The sequence below is a fragment of the Candidatus Thermoplasmatota archaeon genome, assembly GCA_018814355.1.
Classification (GTDB): domain Archaea; phylum Thermoplasmatota; class Thermoplasmata; order UBA10834; family UBA10834; genus COMBO-56-21.
Genome location: JAHIZT010000099.1, coordinates 1 through 18,254 on the forward strand (window position 1 = coordinate 1; position 18,254 = coordinate 18,254).

At 57.7% G+C, this 18,254-nt stretch carries 16 protein-coding genes and 1 pseudogene; 12 read left to right on the top strand and 5 right to left on the bottom strand.

What is annotated here, in order from left to right; translation table 11 throughout:
- Positions 1 to 1,011 (top strand): hypothetical protein (locus tag KJ653_07185; protein MBU0685609.1); only part of this gene is annotated, 1,011 nt, incomplete at its 5' end.
- Positions 1,012 to 1,445: 434 nt separating this feature from the next.
- Positions 1,446 to 1,535, top strand: a pseudogene (locus tag KJ653_07190) (tetratricopeptide repeat protein).
- A gap of 420 nt (positions 1,536 to 1,955) precedes the next feature.
- Here KJ653_07190 and KJ653_07195 read toward each other — a convergent pair.
- A complete protein-coding gene (locus KJ653_07195; GenBank protein MBU0685610.1) occupies positions 1,956 to 4,085 on the bottom strand; it encodes a S8 family serine peptidase in 2,130 nt (709 codons plus the stop codon).
- A gap of 198 nt (positions 4,086 to 4,283) precedes the next feature.
- Here KJ653_07195 and KJ653_07200 point away from each other — a divergent pair, with 198 nt between their 5' ends.
- A complete protein-coding gene (locus tag KJ653_07200; GenBank protein MBU0685611.1) occupies positions 4,284 to 5,078 on the top strand; it encodes an undecaprenyl-diphosphate phosphatase in 795 nt (264 codons plus the stop codon).
- Between the two features lie 44 nt (positions 5,079 to 5,122).
- Here the strand turns inward: KJ653_07200 and KJ653_07205 are convergent, their stop codons facing one another.
- Positions 5,123 to 5,890, bottom strand: coding sequence for a PKD domain-containing protein (locus KJ653_07205; protein MBU0685612.1), 768 nt, complete (start codon positions 5,888 to 5,890; stop codon positions 5,123 to 5,125).
- Between the two features lie 167 nt (positions 5,891 to 6,057).
- On the opposite strand from KJ653_07205, the gene KJ653_07210 reads away from it, so the two are divergent.
- The 7 genes from KJ653_07210 to KJ653_07240 all read left to right on the top strand — a co-directional run bounded on the left by KJ653_07210 (position 6,058) and on the right by KJ653_07240 (position 13,725).
- Positions 6,058 to 6,954: a class I tRNA ligase family protein gene (locus KJ653_07210; protein MBU0685613.1), complete on the top strand. Its 897-nt coding sequence runs from the start codon at positions 6,058 to 6,060 to the stop codon at positions 6,952 to 6,954.
- Positions 6,955 to 7,000: 46 nt separating this feature from the next.
- A complete protein-coding gene (locus KJ653_07215; GenBank protein MBU0685614.1) occupies positions 7,001 to 7,729 on the top strand; it encodes a DUF111 family protein in 729 nt (242 codons plus the stop codon).
- Positions 7,730 to 7,837: 108 nt separating this feature from the next.
- Positions 7,838 to 8,092 carry a sulfurtransferase TusA family protein gene (locus KJ653_07220; GenBank protein ID MBU0685615.1) on the top strand — a complete coding sequence of 85 codons (255 nt, stop codon included), beginning with the start codon at positions 7,838 to 7,840 and terminating at the stop codon, positions 8,090 to 8,092.
- A gap of 14 nt (positions 8,093 to 8,106) precedes the next feature.
- Positions 8,107 to 8,475 carry a DsrE family protein gene (locus KJ653_07225; GenBank protein ID MBU0685616.1) on the top strand — a complete coding sequence of 123 codons (369 nt, stop codon included), beginning with the start codon at positions 8,107 to 8,109 and terminating at the stop codon, positions 8,473 to 8,475.
- 55 nt (positions 8,476 to 8,530) lie between these two features.
- Positions 8,531 to 9,772, top strand: coding sequence for a cysteine desulfurase (locus KJ653_07230; protein ID MBU0685617.1), 1,242 nt, complete (start codon positions 8,531 to 8,533; stop codon positions 9,770 to 9,772).
- Between the two features lie 148 nt (positions 9,773 to 9,920).
- On the top strand, positions 9,921 to 12,311 hold the full coding sequence (locus KJ653_07235) for a hypothetical protein (GenBank protein ID MBU0685618.1): 2,391 nt from the start codon (positions 9,921 to 9,923) through the stop codon (positions 12,309 to 12,311).
- A gap of 109 nt (positions 12,312 to 12,420) precedes the next feature.
- Entirely contained in the window at positions 12,421 to 13,725 is a 1,305-nt protein-coding gene (locus KJ653_07240) for a nucleotide sugar dehydrogenase (GenBank protein ID MBU0685619.1), read from the top strand.
- Here KJ653_07240 and KJ653_07245 read toward each other — a convergent pair.
- Complete coding sequence (locus KJ653_07245; protein MBU0685620.1) at positions 13,715 to 14,608, bottom strand: NAD-dependent epimerase/dehydratase family protein; 894 nt, start codon at positions 14,606 to 14,608, stop codon at positions 13,715 to 13,717. The genes KJ653_07240 and KJ653_07245 overlap by 11 nt on opposite strands.
- A 54-nt stretch (positions 14,609 to 14,662) precedes the next feature.
- Positions 14,663 to 15,640, bottom strand: coding sequence for a Gfo/Idh/MocA family oxidoreductase (locus KJ653_07250; protein MBU0685621.1), 978 nt, complete (start codon positions 15,638 to 15,640; stop codon positions 14,663 to 14,665).
- Between the two features lie 92 nt (positions 15,641 to 15,732).
- Between KJ653_07250 and KJ653_07255 the strand changes: the two genes are divergently transcribed.
- On the top strand, positions 15,733 to 15,912 hold the full coding sequence (locus KJ653_07255) for a methytransferase partner Trm112 (protein ID MBU0685622.1): 180 nt from the start codon (positions 15,733 to 15,735) through the stop codon (positions 15,910 to 15,912).
- Positions 15,913 to 15,917: 5 nt separating this feature from the next.
- Here KJ653_07255 and KJ653_07260 read toward each other — a convergent pair whose 3' ends face one another.
- Entirely contained in the window at positions 15,918 to 16,376 is a 459-nt protein-coding gene (locus tag KJ653_07260) for an SRPBCC family protein (protein MBU0685623.1), read from the bottom strand.
- Positions 16,377 to 16,552: 176 nt separating this feature from the next.
- On the opposite strand from KJ653_07260, the gene serA reads away from it, so the two are divergent.
- Positions 16,553 to 18,130, top strand: a complete 1,578-nt coding sequence (gene serA, locus KJ653_07265) for a phosphoglycerate dehydrogenase (GenBank protein ID MBU0685624.1) — start codon at positions 16,553 to 16,555, stop codon at positions 18,128 to 18,130.
- Positions 18,131 to 18,254: the final 124 nt, after the last annotated feature.

Here is an 18,254-nt window from a genome sequence, read left to right on the forward strand (position 1 = left end):
GCGATCACAGCGCCGAGCATGACCTTCCCCAGGTCCGGCCATGCGGCGATACTCCTTACGGACGGAAAAGTTCTCGTGGTGGGCGGCTCCGACTGGATTTCGGGCACGTGGAAGCAGGCCGAGATGTACGACCCAGCCCAGAACAAGTGGCTCCCGGCGGGTGCGATGGCAAATCCAAGGGGGTTCTTCACATTCGAGAAGCTAGCAGACGGCAGAGTCCTCGCGGTGAACGGCGACTTCAGCGGGACCAGCGAGAGGTACGATCCGACCACGAACTCCTGGGGAGGAGTCGCTCCAATGTCCGTGAAGAGATACTATGCAGCCTCGGCCATGATGGACGATGGAAAGGTCCTGGCGGCAGGAGGACTTCTCTCAGGTTCGCCCCTCAGATCAGCCGAGCTCTACGACCTCGCGTCGAATTCGTGGACCTCGGCCGGGAACATGTCCGTCGCCAGGTCCAGCTTTTCCTTGACAAAGATAGCAAGTGGGGCGATCATGGCGGCCGGATCGTACAGCAATCTAGGGACCACCAAAACGACTGAGATATTCAATCCGTCGAACATGACCTGGGTGAGCTCGCAGCCGATGAACAATTCGAGAGGAGGGCACGGCTACGCTGTGCTCTCCAACGGAACCGTGTTCGTCATATCAGGGTGGAGCGACGGAAAGCTTACCACCACGGTAGAGGCGTTTGGCGCACCTCCGATCCAGAAGCCCAAGTACTGCAGGCCGATCGATCTCGCGCCCCTCGTCCAGGCGGCCACCGAGCTGCCTGGACAATCTGGGAACGGACTGATGGCGAAGTTGCGCGCGGCTCAGGCGCAGTATGACAACGCCTCTCTCGAAGTGTGCCTTAACGTGATGAACGCGTTCTACAACCAGATCAGGGCGTTCGCCCAAAGCGGACACCTTCTTGAGGAGCATGCGGCCGCGCTCTATGACGGGTACGCATCCGTGGTGACTTGCATAGGCGGGATTCCGCGCGCCCCGACGGCAGAGATGATGCTTTGAGACGGCCCCAAACACGCAGTCGCCGTGCGTTCTCGAGCAGTGGAATTCAGCTGTTTTTGGTGCGTTTCATTTGTTATTCTGCGTCTGACAGCGATGTCTGACGAGAATAGCTGCTGTCAGACGCGCGACATTTCCCTAGCCCATTAAATACACGAGTTTGCAATAGTACAGACTCAGCTCGATGGGATGCACCAAGAGAGGAGGTGATTGTGATTAAGATAAACAAGAGGCTGCTCGCATTGGCCCTCGTGGCTGCCGTGCTAATAGTGGGCGCGGCAACGATTGTGTCGTTGACCGGCAATGACAAGCCGAACGTGACGACGAATCCGACGGACATGGTCCAGCGGCCTCATAGAACTCCAGTGACCCCCGTGACTACAATTTCTGATGTGCCGGCTTCGTCCAGTGACAGCCAGACCACACCTACCGAACCCGAGGAGCCTGCTAATGACATAGGACCAGGCAACAACGGGAACGGCAACGGCAATGGTAACGGCAATGGCAACAATAATGGAACGGGTGACGCCAAGGCACACGGACTCGAACGCGCGATTGAAGTGCACGAGCGCAACATCGCCAAGCACGCTAACTCAATCGCCGACACCCATGCGAACGCGCATGCGGATCCGAACCATGGACTCCAGAACTCTCTGGCGAAGCTTAACGAGAATCTCGACAAGATGACCGAGAAGCCGAACCAGGGTAACCTCGAGAGCCAGAGCCACGGGAATGCCAATGGACACAAGTGAAACATTTGAGGAGCGGAAACCGAAAGAGGCATGGACAGGCGTGCGGTAGATCGACACCGGAGCGATCCGATGGTGACGTTCGCGAACGGACCATCTTCGTGATGTCCGCACGAGCTGGTTGGACCGCCTCGCGGGCTCGCCGCTCCTCAAGATCTTCTTATTTTCAAGCTCTATTCTCAGCCTGGGAACCCATCCTCAAGAGGCTTGGGCGCGGTATGTCACGCCGGGTCTGTATGGCTCCACGATGATTCTCGCGGTCTTCCAGACGCCCGTCAGATAGTACTGATACTCACCCACCATGTGGAAGGTCGCGCTCCAGTAGTCCCCAGGGGCGATCAGCAGCCCGCTCTGGAACATCCCGTCCGGGTGCTCGCCCGCCTGGTCCAACTTGCCGCTCCTTATCGCGATACCGGGTGGAGGAGCCCAGGCTCGGTTGACCCAGACGACCTTGGTCCCCTCGACGACCTTGAGAACAGGCGGCATCACATCATGGCCGAGCAGATCGACATACGCTTCGAACCTCGGTGGCGGAGGAGGAGGTGGCGGCAGATACTGAGCGGTCGAGGCAGGCTGTATCGGCTGAAAATAGGTCTGAGGGGCGACATGCTTCACCTGAGCTCGCCGTCTCTTTGGCCGCGCGGCGATGACTATCGCTGGAACGGCGATCAGCACCAAGAGCAACAACAGGAAGTTGAATACGCCCAGGTCGTTGAATATGAAGTTCTGGACATCCTTGAGGAACTGGGCGAATACGCCATCGGGGGGAGCCTCGTGGACCGGGATGTCGAGCATGGCAGACTCGTAAAGGGACCCGTCCACGACTGCGTAGGCCTTCATGTAGATCGTCGAGTTGTACCCAGGCGCCTTGATGTCGTTCACGGTGAACCTGGCCCACGTGGTGCCACTGAAATCAGGAGATGTCTGGGTCAGGCTGCCCGATGACAACCCCCATGTCAGGTAAGTGCGCGATATCGCTCCGGGGCGTCCTCCGCTCACGAGCCAGGAGATAGAGAATGTGCCGTTGAGCGGAACATAGTCGGGGCTGACCGTTATCGTAATCGTGGGACCGGCTATCTGGTTGACAGCGGTGAATGCGTCCACGATTCCCCAGCCGGTCGCGGTGTCGTAGCCCGTCATAGAAATGTCCGATGCAGTGGAGTTGATGACACTGCCTACCTCGGCGGTGGTGAGCGCCGGGTTAACGGAGAGCATGAGCGCGACGACGCCCGCGACGTACGGCGCGGCTGTCGATGTGCCAGATAGATCATGGTATCCATCCCCTCCGCCCCGAGTCGAATATATCCCGACGCCTGGGGCCATGACATCAAGTCCGTCCCCGAAGTTGCTGAAGCTGGCCCGTCTGTTCGTGCTGTCGATCGCGCCTACCGCTATCACGCTCGGATACGCCGCTGGGTAGCTGATATAGCTCGAGCCGCTGTTCCCAGAAGCGGCGACTGTGACGACGCCGTTGCCGGTTGCGTAGTTGATGGCGTTCCGAAGAACGGTGGACGCGCCGTCCACTCCGAGACTCATCGTGACGACATCAGCTCCGTGGTCCACAGCCCATCTGATGCCGCTGGCCACCGTGGAGTCCGTGCCCTCGCCAGAATCGTTCATCACTTTCACGGCCATCAGCAACACCTGTGCCATTCCTGCAATGCCGATGTTGTTGTTGGCGACCGCGCCAATGACGCCCGCCACATGAGTCCCATGATATGTGTAGGTGTTGGCAACGTACTTTCCGAGGTCGTCGTATCCGTTCGTGTTGTCATCCATCGGTATCCGGTTGCCTGCGATGAAATTGTAGCCATGATAGCCTTCGGAATCGTTCCACATGTTCGCCGCGATGTCCGGGTGGTTCCAGTCGATCCCTGTGTCCAGTACTCCGACCACGACATCGTGCGTGCCACGCGTGATGTCCCATGCCTCGAATGCGTTGACCGTATCGAGGCCCCATTGGCGAAGGGAGATACTGGGGTCGTTCGGTGTGAACAGGGAATGGACCTTGACCTCGGACGAGATGCTCAGCACGCCCGGGACCTCGGCAAGAGAACTCACAAGCCGGTCGTCCATACCGGCCGAGCCTACGGTCATTATCCCGGAAGAATCGTCCGAGAACAGCACCTTGATGCCGTGCATGAGCGCAAAGTCCGACACCCTCTGGACAGCCTCAAGACCGTCTGTCTCCACGACCATGTTAGCGCCGCCGTCAGTGACGTTCAGAATCGCTGAATTCGCAGGCGATTCGTTGGACGGATCGTCCGGGCTCGACTGTGGCACCCCACCGAGCAACACGGAGATCACTGCGACTATCGACAGCAACATCAATGACCGCATGCAGGACCTTCTTCTGACCTGTAGGACCGTGCAATACTCGGCCTTCGGTCCCAGTAGTGTGGCATGCTAGCCTTTCCACGCAATAAATAGGTTGTGGCTTCATTACCGATTTTGATTTTTCGTACCTGGGACTCGCCAGGGACATCTGAACAACCTTGAATAGCCCCGAAGCATGTCAGGCACGCAATGGACGCACTCCAGGCGCTTGTCCTAGGGATAGTGCAAGGGCTCACGGAATGGCTGCCAGTCTCCAGCTCGGGCCACCTCGTGATCTCTGAGGAGCTGCTCGGGCTCCCCGCAGGAGAGAACCTCGTGTTCGACCTCGTGGTTCATCTGGGGACGCTGCTGGCAGTCTGCGTCTTCTTCCGGCTGGAGCTATGGAGGGTCATCAGATCATTGTCCATGCGGAGGGCGGCTAGGGACGCCCAGGAGGAGGTGCTGCACACGCTCGGGCTCCTGCTGATCCTGGGCTCAATCCCTGCGGCAGTCGCCGGAGTCCTGTTCTCGAACAGAATTGAGGGATTATTCGACATCCGCCTCGTGGGGTTCGCGATGATAGTGAACGCCGCGATGCTTTTCCTGTTCGAGAGGATCGGCTCGAATGGCACGCGGAAGACCGCCAAGCTGCTCGATGCGGTGGTCATCGGTCTGTTCCAGGCGGTGGCCATCATCCCAGGTATCTCGAGGAGCGGGTCGACCATTGGAGGGGGGATGATCAGAGGTTTGGAGCGAGAGACCGCAGCGGTGTTCGCGTTCCTGCTCTCGGTCCCGACACTGCTGGGGGCGTTCGCATACGGCATGTTGACTTTGGATAGGTTCGACGCCGACCTCGCAACCGGGGCCATTGGATTGGTCACAGCCTTCGGGACCGGCATCGTTTCGATCGACTTTCTCCTGAAGGCCGTCAGAAGAGGGAAGCTCTGGATCTTCGGCGTCTATTGCGTTGCTGTTGGGGCGATCGTGATCCTGCTCACGCTCTAACCGAATTCCAGCTCCAGAGAAACCGTCAATGGAAACGGAAGCGCTCATTTCTCGCCCTGCAGGGCCTTCTCGATCTCGATTGCGAACTCGATCTTCGTCTTCTCATCTTGCTCCCGCTTTCTCTTCATCCTCGGCATGATGACGAGTATGGCGCCGACGATCACCGCTGCGATGATCGCGAGGTAGAGCCAGTTATCCTTCACATACTGGACAAGGCCTGGCTGTGGGTCCTTCGCGGTCGGGTCCGTTTGTGAGGCGTATTCCTGGAGGTTCGTGTATCCGTCCCAATCGTAATCTTCGCTTCCGCTTTCGCTCAAGAACAGGAAGTACTTGATCTCCCACCAATCCGGCATGCCGTCACTGTCCAAATCGATGATCGAGTAGACCGCGGTGAAAGCCGATGCGGTCTTGTTGTCGTTGTCTCTCACGGTCAACACGATCTTGTACAGGCCCAGGGTCCTGAACTTGAAATCCTCCCTTTGACCGTAGAGATGCGATGTGATCCCAGCCACCGTGATGGACCACGTGAAGTTTGTTATCATTCCGTCAGAATCCGAAGATCCGCTCGCGTTCAGATTCCACCACGTCCCGTTGGACACCTCGTCCGGGAGAGGTGATATGACGGCGACAGGGTCGCCGGCGGCGAGGGCGCTCGCCTTCCTCCGGGGGTCGGGCACCTCCCAGAGCGCGGGGCACAGAGCAGGCGCGAACATTGCGGCGAAAAGGAGGACAGCAAGAGATGTCCCGAAGAGCGTAAGAATCTTGATGTTCAAGCCTCCCAAGACTAGTCCCTGGTGCCGTCTCTGGAGCATCCCATCGAAGACACTCCCCCAGCACAAGAGATGGAGCGACGGATGCCTCTGTTACATTATATGACTTTCTGACTCCCCTCGACAGCATCTTCTGTGGTAAGGACACTAATTCATATATGGAAACAATTTTCTGCGAGGTAGACACATACCATGGTTGGCGTAGGGTAATGGCGAGGAACAAGGACAAGATGTTTGGATGTCCGGCCTGCGGATACAGGGTGAGCTCTGGCGAAGAGGCCTGCCCACGCTGCGGGAACGCTTTCAACACGGAGACCAGGTTCGAGTGCCCGTTCTGTGGTGAATTGGCCGAGAGGGGGGCTAAGTCATGCCAAGCATGCCATATCAACTACGGTGAGTTCAAAGAGAAGACGGAGGCCAGAGGCGGAGACGACAGCATAGACTCCCTGCTTATTGAGATCATCAAGCTTGAATCGATGTCCGTCAAACAGGACGACAAGAGGTTCAGCTGCCCGAAGTGCGCCTGGATGCTCGACGGGAGCGAGGAGAAGTGCCCCAAGTGCGGGGAGAGATTCTCTGGCGATACAAGCTTCCAGTGCCCGATCTGCGGGTCATTGGTGAGCCCAGACTCCATCAAGTGCCCTGAATGCGGAATTAGCTTCAGTGAAGATGACGAGGCCAGGGCTTCGCAGCATGAGGAGACGGCGTACAGCCTAGATGAGATTGCCACCGCGGCCGCCCAGATGCCTTCCCCATCGGAAGGACTCGAGGCCCCGAAGGCTGAAGAGGACTGGCAGAGCAGAGGGAAGGAGGATGTCTCGGCCGTGACCGACAGGATATCTTCTATTTTCGGCAAAATCGCAGAGGCCGTGAAGGTCCAATCGAAGCCTCAACCGACTCCATCACCACCTCAAGAGGAGAAGCCTGTCGAGGAGATTGCCGTGGAGCCTGAGCCGACGACACCAACACCTGTCGCTGATCCGTCTACCGAGGAGGAAGCGAAGGAGGCTCAGGCTGAACCAGAGCCGCCCCCAGCTCAGGCGCCTCCCAAGAAGACCAAGACAAGGAAGCTAAAGGCGAAGCCCCAGGACGCAAAGCCTAAGTAGCCTCGGACCGAGAGGATTATCCCACGTCCGCCGATTGGTGTTCTAGATGATATTCATCGATGCGACGGAAGGACTCTCAGGAGACATGCTCCTGGCCGCCATGATAGGGCTGCTTGATCCCCCAACGATTGAGAAGGTCTCCGCACGGTTTGAGGATGCATCTGAGAGCGTGGGATTGGAGTTCCGTCTGCTCCAGGTAGATGAGGAAGGGCAGATCGGCCTGGGCATATCATACCTCCAGCCCGAGCCGGCGCACTACGGCGCATCGTATGATGAATGTTTTTCGAGGCTCGCCGCCATCGAGAGGGAGCTTGGCTCCGAATCTCCTGTCGGCAGGGCGATCCTGCAGATCATCTTCGACGCGGAGGCGGAGGCCCACGGCGCGCCGGCAAGGCAAGTGCACCTGCACGAGATCGGGAGGCCACAGGCGCTCCTCAACATGGCCGGGATAGGATTCCTCTCGACGAAACTGCAGGAGATGGGGGCAGACGGGTTCATCTGCTCGACCATCGCCGCTGGCAGAGGGATCGTGGTTATGAGTCATGGTGCGGTGCGCATACCAGCGCCTGCAGCCTCCATCCTTCTTCGGGGGTTGAGCCATGTGCCAGGCGACTCTCCAGGAGAACGCGCCACACCTTCGGGCATAGCTGCGGTCAAGGCGCTTGCGAGCTCGCAGTCAGACGAGGTCCCCAAGAACTACTCGAGAAAAGCAATAGGATTCGGCACGAAACGCTTTGCCGGCCGCCTGGGTAGGACCACCCTCAAACGGCTTTGAACCGACTTCACAAAGAAAAGGCACAAGGGTTATCCACCGATAGTCCATCCCTAAACGCCGTTGTTATGACACCATCGTCTGCCGGGACGACTACAGGAGGTCCGTAACTTGGTCGACAAAGGCGATCCATTCCCCCAACCCGCCAAGACCATCGACTGCATCGGCCTATATTGTCCCGAGCCGGTGTTCAGAACCCGCGAGGAGATCTCCTCGATATCCCCTGGACAGATCCTGGAGGTCCTGGCAGACGACCCGGCTTCGGAATCAGACATCAGGAGCTGGGCGAAGCACGCAGGGCACGAACTGATATCGATCGAGAAGGTCGAGGGCGGTTTCAGGTTCCTGATCAGAAGGAAGGCATAATAGAGGTGAGAGGATTGGCGAAGAAGATACTGTACGTTCAGACCTCAGGCACTGACACTCCGGAGAGGTTGTATGCGCCGTTCATATTGGCGACGACTGCGAGAGCGATGGGAATAGATGCGACCGTCTACTTCCTCGGGAAGGGGGTCACGGCCGTCATGAAGGGCAACGCGGAGAAGATCAAGCTCGGGTCTTTCCCGACGGTGAAGCAGGTCATGGACCAAGCCGCCAAGGAGGGCGTGAAGATGCTCGTGTGCGGCCAGAGCTGCCAGATGCTCGGTCTCAAGGGATCGCCCGAGGAGTTCGATGACCCGGCAAAGGTCGTGGGGGCAGCCACTCTGAACGACCTCGTCCTCGAATACGACGCGGTGCTAAGTTTTTAGGAAGCGCCGACCATTAGTCTCCGTTTCCAGGAGGAGTGATGCGATGACGTTACAGATGAGCGGAGCCAAGAAGAGAGTGTACATGGACTACTCAGCAGCCTCGCCAGTGGACGAGCGCGTGCTGCAGGATATGATGCCCTATTTCTCCGACAAGTTCGGGAACCCATCGTCGCTTCACAATGCCGGCAGGGAGCCCAAGAAGGCCCTTGAGGAGGCGCGGACCAGGGTCGCCAGTCTGTTGAACGCCAAGCGCAAGGAGGAGATCATATTCACCTCTGGTGGCACCGAGGCGAGCAACATAGGGGTCAAGGGAGTGGCCATGAGGATGAAGGGCGAGGGGAAGCACATCGTAACCTCCTCTGTCGAGCACATCTCCATCCTGAACATCATGAAGCACCTTGAGAAGAACGGCTTCGAGATCACCTACGTCAAGCCCACGAACGACGGCTTCATCGAACTCGCGGAGTTCGAGAAGGCGATCAGAAAGGACACGATACTCGCTACAATCATGTTCGCCAACAACGAGATAGGCACGCTCCAGCCGATCGAGGAGATCGCAGAGGTACTGGAACAGAAGGACATCTTCTTTCACGTGGACGCGGTCGCAGCCGCTGGAAAGGTCCCGATCGACGTTCAAAAGCTGAAGGTCGACCTCCTCAGCATTTCCTCAAACGACATGTACGGTCCGAGAGGTGCGGGCGCACTGTACGTTAAGGACGGCACGCGCGTCGAGGCCGTGAACCAAGGCGGCGGACAGGAGCGGGGTCTGAGGTCCGGCTCAGAGGACATCCCGGCCATCGTCGGGTTCGGCAAAGCTGCCGAGATCGCGAAGGCAGAGACGGATGTCGAGTCCCAGCGACTCATCGGACTACGGAATAAGCTGATCAAAGGGGTCCTCAACGGAATCGTGGATTCCTTCCTGAACGGCCATCCGACAAAGCGCCTACCGAACAACGCTAACTTCAGGTTCAGATACGTCGAAGGTGAATCGATGCTCCTGAACCTCGACATGGCAGGGATATCCGTCTCATCAAGCTCGCCATGCACATCGAAGAGCCTCCTCCCGTCGCACGTGCTGCTAGCGTGCGAGATCCCGACAGAGGAAGCACAGAGCGCAGTTCAGTTCACTCTCGGACGTTCGAACACGTCCGAGGATATCGACTACGTGCTCGAGGTCCTTCCGGGGATCATCAAGAAGCTGAGAGCGATGTCCCCGTTCAGCCCGGAGAACCTGGCGGAGATGAGGTCCACCGCCGGGCACAGGGAACCTGAGGAGCATCACCATATCGAGGAGTGATGTCTTCATCGCTTCTTCCCGAAGATTCGCGCACGCGTGAGTGGCCTAGCGCGATTTGTTCCAGGCTAAATAACTTGTCTGCTGTTATGCATTGCCAGTGAATAATGTACAAAAAGTTATATATATACTAGGCCATTAATGGGTCAGGATGGGAAAGCCTATGAGAAATAGGATTCTAAGTATAGCGCTGGCGCTAGGTCTGCTTGCTATGGTTTTTGCCGCCGTTCCTACAAACGCGGCAATCGACTATACAGGCAGTGTGAAGACGACGGACAATGCGAGCACTGCTAAGAGCACGTTTGTCCAGGGTGAGTATGTTTATGTGAACGTCATGGCGGAGTACCGAGGAGACTTGGCGAACGTGCCGATTCAGGTGAGACTTGTCTCCACTGCTGGTGGTATCGTTTGGCACTTCCATGCCTCGACCAACACACCGGACCTTGGATGGTACAACAGCACGACGGTCGGCCTCTGGACGGGCTCCGGATTCACCGGAGACTCCACTGCATATGATGTCGTCGTTGTCTACGACGGCGGAGGCAACCAGGAGATCGCAAGGAAGTCCGTGGTCGTGATGAAGGAAGGATTGACCTTGGATCCTGATCCATGGACGATTCCTTACTACCCCGGCCAGACCGTCACCGCCAAGGTGGTGACGACCTACACGTCCGACTTCTTCTTCGTTGAGACGCAGAACGTGTCAGGGGCGATCGTGATGAACTGGACCGACCAGGGGGCCCCCGCCGGATACTGGAGCAAGACCTTCCAGATACCAACCGATATGAAGGATGGCTCTTACACGATGTATGTCAAGGACAAGGCGTCGCCGTACCTGCCTTGGTACCAGATCGACTTTGACGTGCAGAAGTACGTGTTCAACGCAGATGCTGACAGATACTGGTACCTCGCGGGAGAGACCGCGAAGATACAGTATGAGACGATAGACATCGCCTCTTTCCTGATGGAGACCGGAGTTACGGTCACATACAGCGCACACTGGCTGAACTCGTCTGGGAACGACTCCTGGGACAACGATACACTCCTAGGAGCGTCCGGCGTCCAGGAGTTCACAATTCCGACCGACATCTCCCTCTACGAGGACGTTGAGATAACATACTGGGCCAACGAATCGACGAGAAGCGCCGAGGACATGGTCACACTGCATTTCGGGATTCTCACCGGAACGGTAGCCGTGGACGAAACTGACTACGTTCCGGGAGACACGGTAGTCGTAACGGTCAATGCAGATGTCGGCGGGAACGACCTGCCTGGAGCGAACGTCGAAATAGCCGTGTTTGTAAACGGCACATCGGCCACTTCCTATGGAATCAGCAACCTGACGACTGACCAGCAGGGCCGGATAGTGCACACATTCAAGCTGGCTGACTCAGCCGCCAAGGGCAGCTACATCGTCAAGGCCACCATAAGCAAGGTGGGAGTCTCGACAGCGCGCGAGACGGTATTCCAGGTGGACTCGGATGGCTACATCGATGTGAGGCTGAACAAGGAGTACTACACCAGCGGCGACACGGTCACTGCGACCTTCAAAGCGATCTGGAACAACCAGGTGATCACCCTCCCGACGATAGGATATGAGATCGACACGGGACTGGGCTTGCTGGAATTCTCCAGCACGACGGAGACCACGGTCACAGCTGAACTGCCTGCCGGATACTACGGCTGGGTGAGCGTCAACGCGTTCGCCTGGTACAACGACGTCCCCATAATGGGATATGACGATGCGGATGTCATTCTGGCCAGCCTCGTGCTCACGGCCGACAAGCTGGAGTACAGACCTGGGGACGCCGTGACATTCAGCTGGCAGATCGTGACGAGCGTCGCCTCTGGCACGCTCATCTACGAAATAGTCGACGAGAACGATGTCAAGGTGGCTACAGGAACGCCCGCGTATGCGACCTCTGGATCGTTCCAGTTCGCCGTGCCTGACATGAATGCTCCGACCGAGCTCCACGCCAGGATGTGGATGACGACTACGGACGGAGGGTACGCTGAGGCCAGCGCGGACGTTCAGCTCCTGAACGAATATGAGCTGAAGATCTGGGTCGAGAAGTCGAAGTACGCTGACGGCGCCTTCAAGCCGGGTGACACGGTCACCGTGCATTACAGCATCGGCGCGTACGCGCTTGACCAGCTGCCGTTGTACAGACTGCAGATCTGGATGTCCTACAACCCAATCGGTGTCAGCGTGCTTGTGACTGAGCCAACGGGAAAGGTAAACATCAAGATGCCCACTGACACGCCGACTGCGAGCGTGGGAATCGGCGCCAGTCTCTACGACGGGACGAACAATGTGTGGCTCTCCGACGACTACACAGCAGTGACTGTGAACGCTAGGAACAGCGGCTGGGACAGGAGCGTCGCAGGCATGAGCGCGAGTGACTTCACCATACTGGTGTTGATCATCGTCATGATCCTGCTGCTCATCGTGATGCCCTTCCTGAAGGGCAGGATGGATGCACCGAAGGCCCCGAAGCCTGAGCCGGTCCCGCCAGCGCCAGAGACGCCAAAGACACCGTAGACGGCGACGAGCAGGACAGAAGCCGGAGTAAACCCCTTCCAACCATTTACTTTTTCAATACTCTCTCACTTGGCAAAGCCTTATACACCTCGCATCCAATCGGCTGGCGATGGTCCAGGAGAAGGCGGCTGTCATCGGCCTTGGATATGTCGGGATACCCCTTTCCGCACTTCTGGCGAGCAAGGGGTGTGATGTCGTGGGCATCGATGTCCTCCAGGACAGGGTCGCCCTCATAAACGCAGGCAAACTACCTCTAAAGGGGGACGAGCCCGGACTCGCGGAGATGCTTTCGAAGGTCGTCAAGAAGGGCAAGCTCAGGGCAACGACCTCCTACGGCTCCTGCAAGGACCGCACGGTCATCTTCATCTGCGTCGACACGCCCATCGATGCCGACAAGAGGCCTGACTATTCGAGGCTCAGCACGGCTCTCGTCGGCATAGGGAAGAACATGCGGAAGGGCGCAATGGTCGTGGTGGAATCGACCCTGGCGCCGGGGACGATGCTAGGCCTGGTCGCGAAAGCGCTGGAACGCGAGAGCGGGCTCAAGCTGGACCGCGACTTCAAACTGGCCCACTGCCCGGAGAGGGTCATGCCGGGCAGGCTTCTGTACAACATCACCAACTACGACAGAGTCATAGGTGGACTCGACAAGGAAAGCCTGCGGAGGGCAGTCGCAATCTACTCGAAACTCACAAAGGGCAAGCTGCACACGACGGACCTCACGACGGCGGAGATAGTGAAGACCGCTGAGAACGCATACAGGGACGTGCAGATCGCCTTCGCGAACGAGGTCGCTCTGATATCGGAGAAGCTCGGAGCCGACGCATTCGAGGTGAGGAGGCTAGTGAACACATGTCCCTTCAGGGACATGCACATCCCCGGGGCAGGTGTCGGCGGCCACTGCCTTCCGAAGGACCCTTGGCTCCTGGCTCAGAGCGGGAAAACGGCCAACCCGTGCCTCATTCCCACGGCGAGAGCGGTCAACGACTCGATGCCATATCATGTTCTCGACCTCGCGTCTGAGGCAATGGAAGCAGCTGGCCGGAATCTAGATGAATCCGTTGTCGCCGTCATGGGAGCGTCTTTCCTGCAGGATTCGGGAGACCCCAGGAACTCACCGTCCATACCAGTCATCGAATCGCTCAAATGCGCGAGGGAGCTCCGGGTCCACGATCCGTATCTCGATGAGATCGCCGGTGTCAGGATAACGAAGGATGCCAAGAAAGCCGTCTCAGGGGCGGACCTCGCCGTATTCATGGTGTCGCACAAAGCGTATCAGAAGTTGTCTGCCCCGACGCTCAAGAAGTTGATGAGATCGGCCGTGGTGGTCGACGGCCGGAATCTGTTCTCGCCAGAGAAGATGCACAAGGCGGGCATCGTCTATCGCGGAGTTGGCAAGAAAGTCATCTCATGAGCTCTGCAAGACCTTCTTGGAGCGATATCCTAACCTTGAACCCGAGCACTCCCCGCACCTTCGCGTTGTTCGACATGCTCTCCTTGATGTCGCCCACCCTCGGAGAAGTGAACTCCGGCTTCAGCGGAAGGCCAGATGCTGCGATCGCCTTCTGCGCCAGGTCGAGGACGCTCGTCGACAGGCCGCTACCGCAGTTGAACAATTCGCCATTCAGGTCCTTCTTCTCGAGAACGAGCTTGAGCATCGAGGCCACATCGCGCGCGTGTATGAAGTCTCTTGTCTGTCTCCCGTCGCCTTCTATGATCGGAGCCTTCCCAGCCTTGAGGCGAGCGATGAACTTCGTGATCACGCCCGAGTATGGGCTCTGAGGGTCTGCTCTCACTGAGTAGAAATTGAAGGGCCTGACCGAGGCCACCTCCATCGAGCTGGTTTTGGCGTAGGCGAGCGTGTACTTCTCGCCCGCCAGCTTGCTTGCACCATAGTTGCTGATAGGCAGCGTCGGATGGCTCTCGTCTATTGGTATGTATTTTGGCGGTCCGAAGACGGCCGCCGAACTGACATAGATGAACCTCTTGACGCCGGCCGAAACGCTCTCATGGAGCAGGTTCACGGTGCCGAGAACGTTCGTGCGGGCGTCCGAGAGAGGGTCCTCGAGAGACTTTTCGACACTTACCTGGGCGGCGCAGTGGATCACGGCGTCCACACCGCTGATCGCGTTCCGCACGTCCGCAGGTTCCGTTATGTCCCCATTGATCGAGATCCCCTTGAGCGACTCGAATGGCTGCGGCCTTATGTCCATACCCACAATCCTGTGACTCGGCACAAGCAGCTCCGAGACATAGGAACCGAGCTGCCCAGAGCTGCCCGTGACCAATACCTTCATGGACAAGTCAATCATGCAGAGAGGATATCTAACTTTCCGGGACGGAACTAGCAATCACTCGATCTTGACCTTCTTTCCGGATCTCATGGACTCCAAGGCCGCCTCTGCAATCTTCAATGTCTCGATCGCCGTCTCCCCCGCTACCAAGGGCTCCTTTCCGTCTTCTATAGCGGCAATGAAGTCTGCCAGCTCCCTCTTTAGGGGCTCCTCCTTCTTCAGAGCTATTCTTCGCAGGTCGAACTCGAGCGGCACATTGAACAGGTTGCCGCTGTCGAACTGCTTGAAGGTCGATGAGCACACGAGCGCCGCCTGGTCCATGTAATCCGCCTCCACGAAGTTCTTGCTGCAAGTGAGAGCGAGTTTTCGTACCTTCATCGGAGTCAGCCAGTTCACCTCGATGAATCCCGTCGTCCCACCTTCGAAATCGATAAGTATGTTCGCATGGTCCTCGTACTTGACGCCTTTGCCATGACCTCCTAGAGCATAGACGGATTTCGCAGGCCTGCCCACTACGTGCTGGACGACATCGATGTCGTGGACTCCGAGGTCCATTATGACCCCCACGTCGCGTATCCTGGACGGCATCGATGAGACGCGCCTCGTTGCGGCCGTGATTAGCTCGCCGAAAATCCCGGAATTGAGGCTCTGCTTCACAAAGGAGACAACAGGGTTGTATCTCTCAGTGAAGCCTCCGGCAAGGACGACCTTGTTCTTCTTAGCAAGGTCCACCAGCTCCTTGAGTTTCTCAGAGCTGCCGGTCATCGGCTTCTCAAGCAGGACATGCTTCCCGGCGCGAATGGCCTCCTGGGCGATCTTCTCGTGCGTGCCCGTGGGGGTGACGATAATGACGGCATCCACTCCAGTCTTCAGCAGCTCTTGGTAGCCCAGGAAATGCTTGATGGAGTGCTTCTCAGCCACCGTCTTCGAAATCTCAGGAACGATGTCGGATACGCAATCCAAGAGACCTTTCTCGGCAAGTATCCGCGCATGGTTCTGGCCCATGGAGCCGACGCCGATGACCCCTACGCGCATGCCAGTGCAATGCGCCTTGTCGGTAATAATCCTTGGGGGGAGAACCGTGAAAGGCTTATTACTGAAGCATCCCATTCACGGGCGGTAGGATAATGAAGAGGAAGCTGATGGACATTCTAGCGTGCCCCGTCTGCAAGACGCACCCACTCGAGCTCACGGTCAAGCGGGAGGATGACAAGGAAGTTGTGGAGGGCGCGATCAGATGCCCTAAGTGCAAGGTGGACTATCCCATCGAGGACGGCATACCGAACATGCTGCCGCCCGAGAAGTGATATTGTCAGGTCTTTCTGACGGCGGACTGCGACTCGAGCATCCACTTCAGTAATTCCATGGTCTGGCTAGCGTACCCGTCGAGCTCTTTTTCGATGGCATCCTTCTCAGAGTCTCTGCGGACCAAGCCGTCCGGGATTTCGTACTCGAAAGAATAGGTTATCAGCACCTTGTCGGGCAGCTGGAAGAAGTCCCATGAGAGCTTCGATTTGATGCCGCGCGTCGCCCTGAACAGGATCCGCTTATTCTTGACGAACTCCACCAAGTCCAAGGTCGACACGATCTCAGTCTTAGATACCACCATGACGGTCTCGAGAGATGTCCCAGGACCATATGCAACCATGCTGACGGGTTTGATGTCCACGAACATGGGCATGAAATTCTTGAAGTTGCTCCAGTCTGCCACGTACTCGAAGGCTTCCTCGATGGTGCACGTTACAGGCAAGTTGCGCTTTGAGATGGGCATCGCGTATCGGGATATGTACGATTTGGATGGTATTTAGCCGTTCGTCTGAACACGCCTCAGACCATGTCTCTTCTGCTCGTAGCACAGAAAGGGACGTTGCCAGGCGGAGACTGCAACAGATTGATATGTCCGGTGCACCGTCCCAGTTGAGCCGAACAAAGTGGTGATGCGGAGTGGTGAGCCAGGTGAAGGTGCTCGTCGCGGACGAGATCTCGAAGAGCGGCGTGGAGATGCTGAAGGCACAGGGATACAAGGTCGATGTCAGGACCGGGCTCAAAGAGGATGAGCTGGTCAAGATCATCAAGGATTACGACGTGCTGCTTGTCAGGAGCGCCACTAAGGCTACTCGCAAGATCATAGAGGCGTCCAAGCTGAAGATCATCGGCAGGGCTGGAATCGGCGTGGACAACATCGATGTCGACGCAGCGACCGAGAGGGGCGTGCTCGTCATGAACGCGCCGTCAGGGAACGTCATATCCACGGCAGAGCTGACTGTCGGCCTGATATTCGCACTCGCTCGGAGAATCGCCCAAGCGGACGCCTCCATGAAGAAGGGCGAGTGGAAGAGAAAGGAAATGAAGGGCGTCCAGGTACAGGGAAAGACCCTAGGAATCATTGGCCTGGGCAGGGTCGGTCAGGAAGTCGCAAAGAAGGCCCAGACCCTCGGCATGATTGTGATCGCATACGACCCCCTTGTATCCCCTGAGGTCGGCGCGAAACTGCATGTAAGACTGCTCACTCTCGACAGGCTGCTTCAGGATTCGGATTTCATCACGCTCCACACCCCTCTGACACCTCAGACGAAGGACATGATAGGGAAGAACGAGCTCGCCATGATGAAGAAGACCGCCATGCTGATAAACTGCGCCAGGGGCGGGGTCGTCAACGAGGATGCGCTCGCAGAAGCGCTGGCCCAGAACAAGATCGCGGCAGCCGCGCTGGACGTTTACGCCAACGAGCCGCCGAGTGGCTCGAAGCTGCTAACGCTACAGAACTTAGTGCTCACACCGCACCTGGGAGCGACGACGAACGAGGCCCAGGAGGAGGTGGGCTCGGAGATCGCGGAACAGGTCATAGCATACCTGAAGGACAGCGTTCTGAAGAATGCGGTCAACCTGCCAGCGAGGCTGGATCCGGAGCTCGTGCCATACATGCCGCTTGCCGAGAAGCTGGGCACGTTCGCATCACAGCTCGGGAAGTGCAGCGCTGGGAGGATCGAGATCCTCTGCATGGGAAACCTGGCTAGGAAGGACATCAGGATCGTCTCGGCAAGCGTCATCACGGGCCTGCTGAAACCGCTCTCTGAGGAGTTCAATGTCAACTACATCAACGCGTTCGCCATGGCGAAGGCCCGCGGGATCGACATCGTCTCGTCCACATCGGAGGAGGCGGGCAGGTTCGGCAACCTGATACGTGTCTCACTCCAGACGAACGGCGACAAGGTCTCGACCGCAGGCACCCTGACCACTGACAGAGGCGCTAGGATAGTCGAAGTAAATGGCAGCCCCGTGGACATCGTCCCCGAGGGATATTTCCTGCTGATCGAGCACATGGACAAGCCCGGAATGATAGGCAAGGTAGGGTCCATACTCGGAGACAACGATGTCAACATAGCCAGCATGGAAGTCGCAAGGGCTCAGACCAGGGGACCGGCTATGATGATCCTCGAGCTTGACGATGAGCTCAAGACGGATGTCTTGAGGAAGGTCCGGCAGATAACGGACCTGAAGTCAGCCATCGCAATCAAGCTTTGAGACAGGTTCTGTAAATCATCGGGTGGTGGCCGTTGGGACCACCCCTCGATGTCACTCGCTCCATTCGGCTCCGGCCGTACGCCCCTGTAAGGGGCGCAGAGGACCATCATCACGTCATGCTGGA

What these genes read in the sequence shown, in the direction of transcription:
- KJ653_07205 (MBU0685612.1), bottom strand. Translation starts at nt 5,890, where the DNA reads ATGCTCCAGAGACGGCACCAGGGACTAGTCTTGGGAGGCTTGAACATC.
- KJ653_07260 (MBU0685623.1), bottom strand. Translation starts at nt 16,376, where the DNA reads ATGCCCATCTCAAAGCGCAACTTGCCTGTAACGTGCACCATCGAGGAA.
- KJ653_07195 (MBU0685610.1), bottom strand. Translation starts at nt 4,085, where the DNA reads ATGTTGCTGTCGATAGTCGCAGTGATCTCCGTGTTGCTCGGTGGGGTG.
- KJ653_07210 (MBU0685613.1), top strand. Translation starts at nt 6,058, where the DNA reads ATGGCGAGGAACAAGGACAAGATGTTTGGATGTCCGGCCTGCGGATAC.
- KJ653_07215 (MBU0685614.1), top strand. Translation starts at nt 7,001, where the DNA reads ATGATATTCATCGATGCGACGGAAGGACTCTCAGGAGACATGCTCCTG.
- KJ653_07230 (MBU0685617.1), top strand. Translation starts at nt 8,531, where the DNA reads ATGAGCGGAGCCAAGAAGAGAGTGTACATGGACTACTCAGCAGCCTCG.
- KJ653_07200 (MBU0685611.1), top strand. Translation starts at nt 4,284, where the DNA reads ATGGACGCACTCCAGGCGCTTGTCCTAGGGATAGTGCAAGGGCTCACG.
- KJ653_07255 (MBU0685622.1), top strand. Translation starts at nt 15,733, where the DNA reads ATGAAGAGGAAGCTGATGGACATTCTAGCGTGCCCCGTCTGCAAGACG.
- KJ653_07240 (MBU0685619.1), top strand. Translation starts at nt 12,421, where the DNA reads ATGGTCCAGGAGAAGGCGGCTGTCATCGGCCTTGGATATGTCGGGATA.
- KJ653_07250 (MBU0685621.1), bottom strand. Translation starts at nt 15,640, where the DNA reads ATGCGCGTAGGGGTCATCGGCGTCGGCTCCATGGGCCAGAACCATGCG.
- KJ653_07245 (MBU0685620.1), bottom strand. Translation starts at nt 14,608, where the DNA reads ATGAAGGTATTGGTCACGGGCAGCTCTGGGCAGCTCGGTTCCTATGTC.
- KJ653_07235 (MBU0685618.1), top strand. Translation starts at nt 9,921, where the DNA reads ATGGGAAAGCCTATGAGAAATAGGATTCTAAGTATAGCGCTGGCGCTA.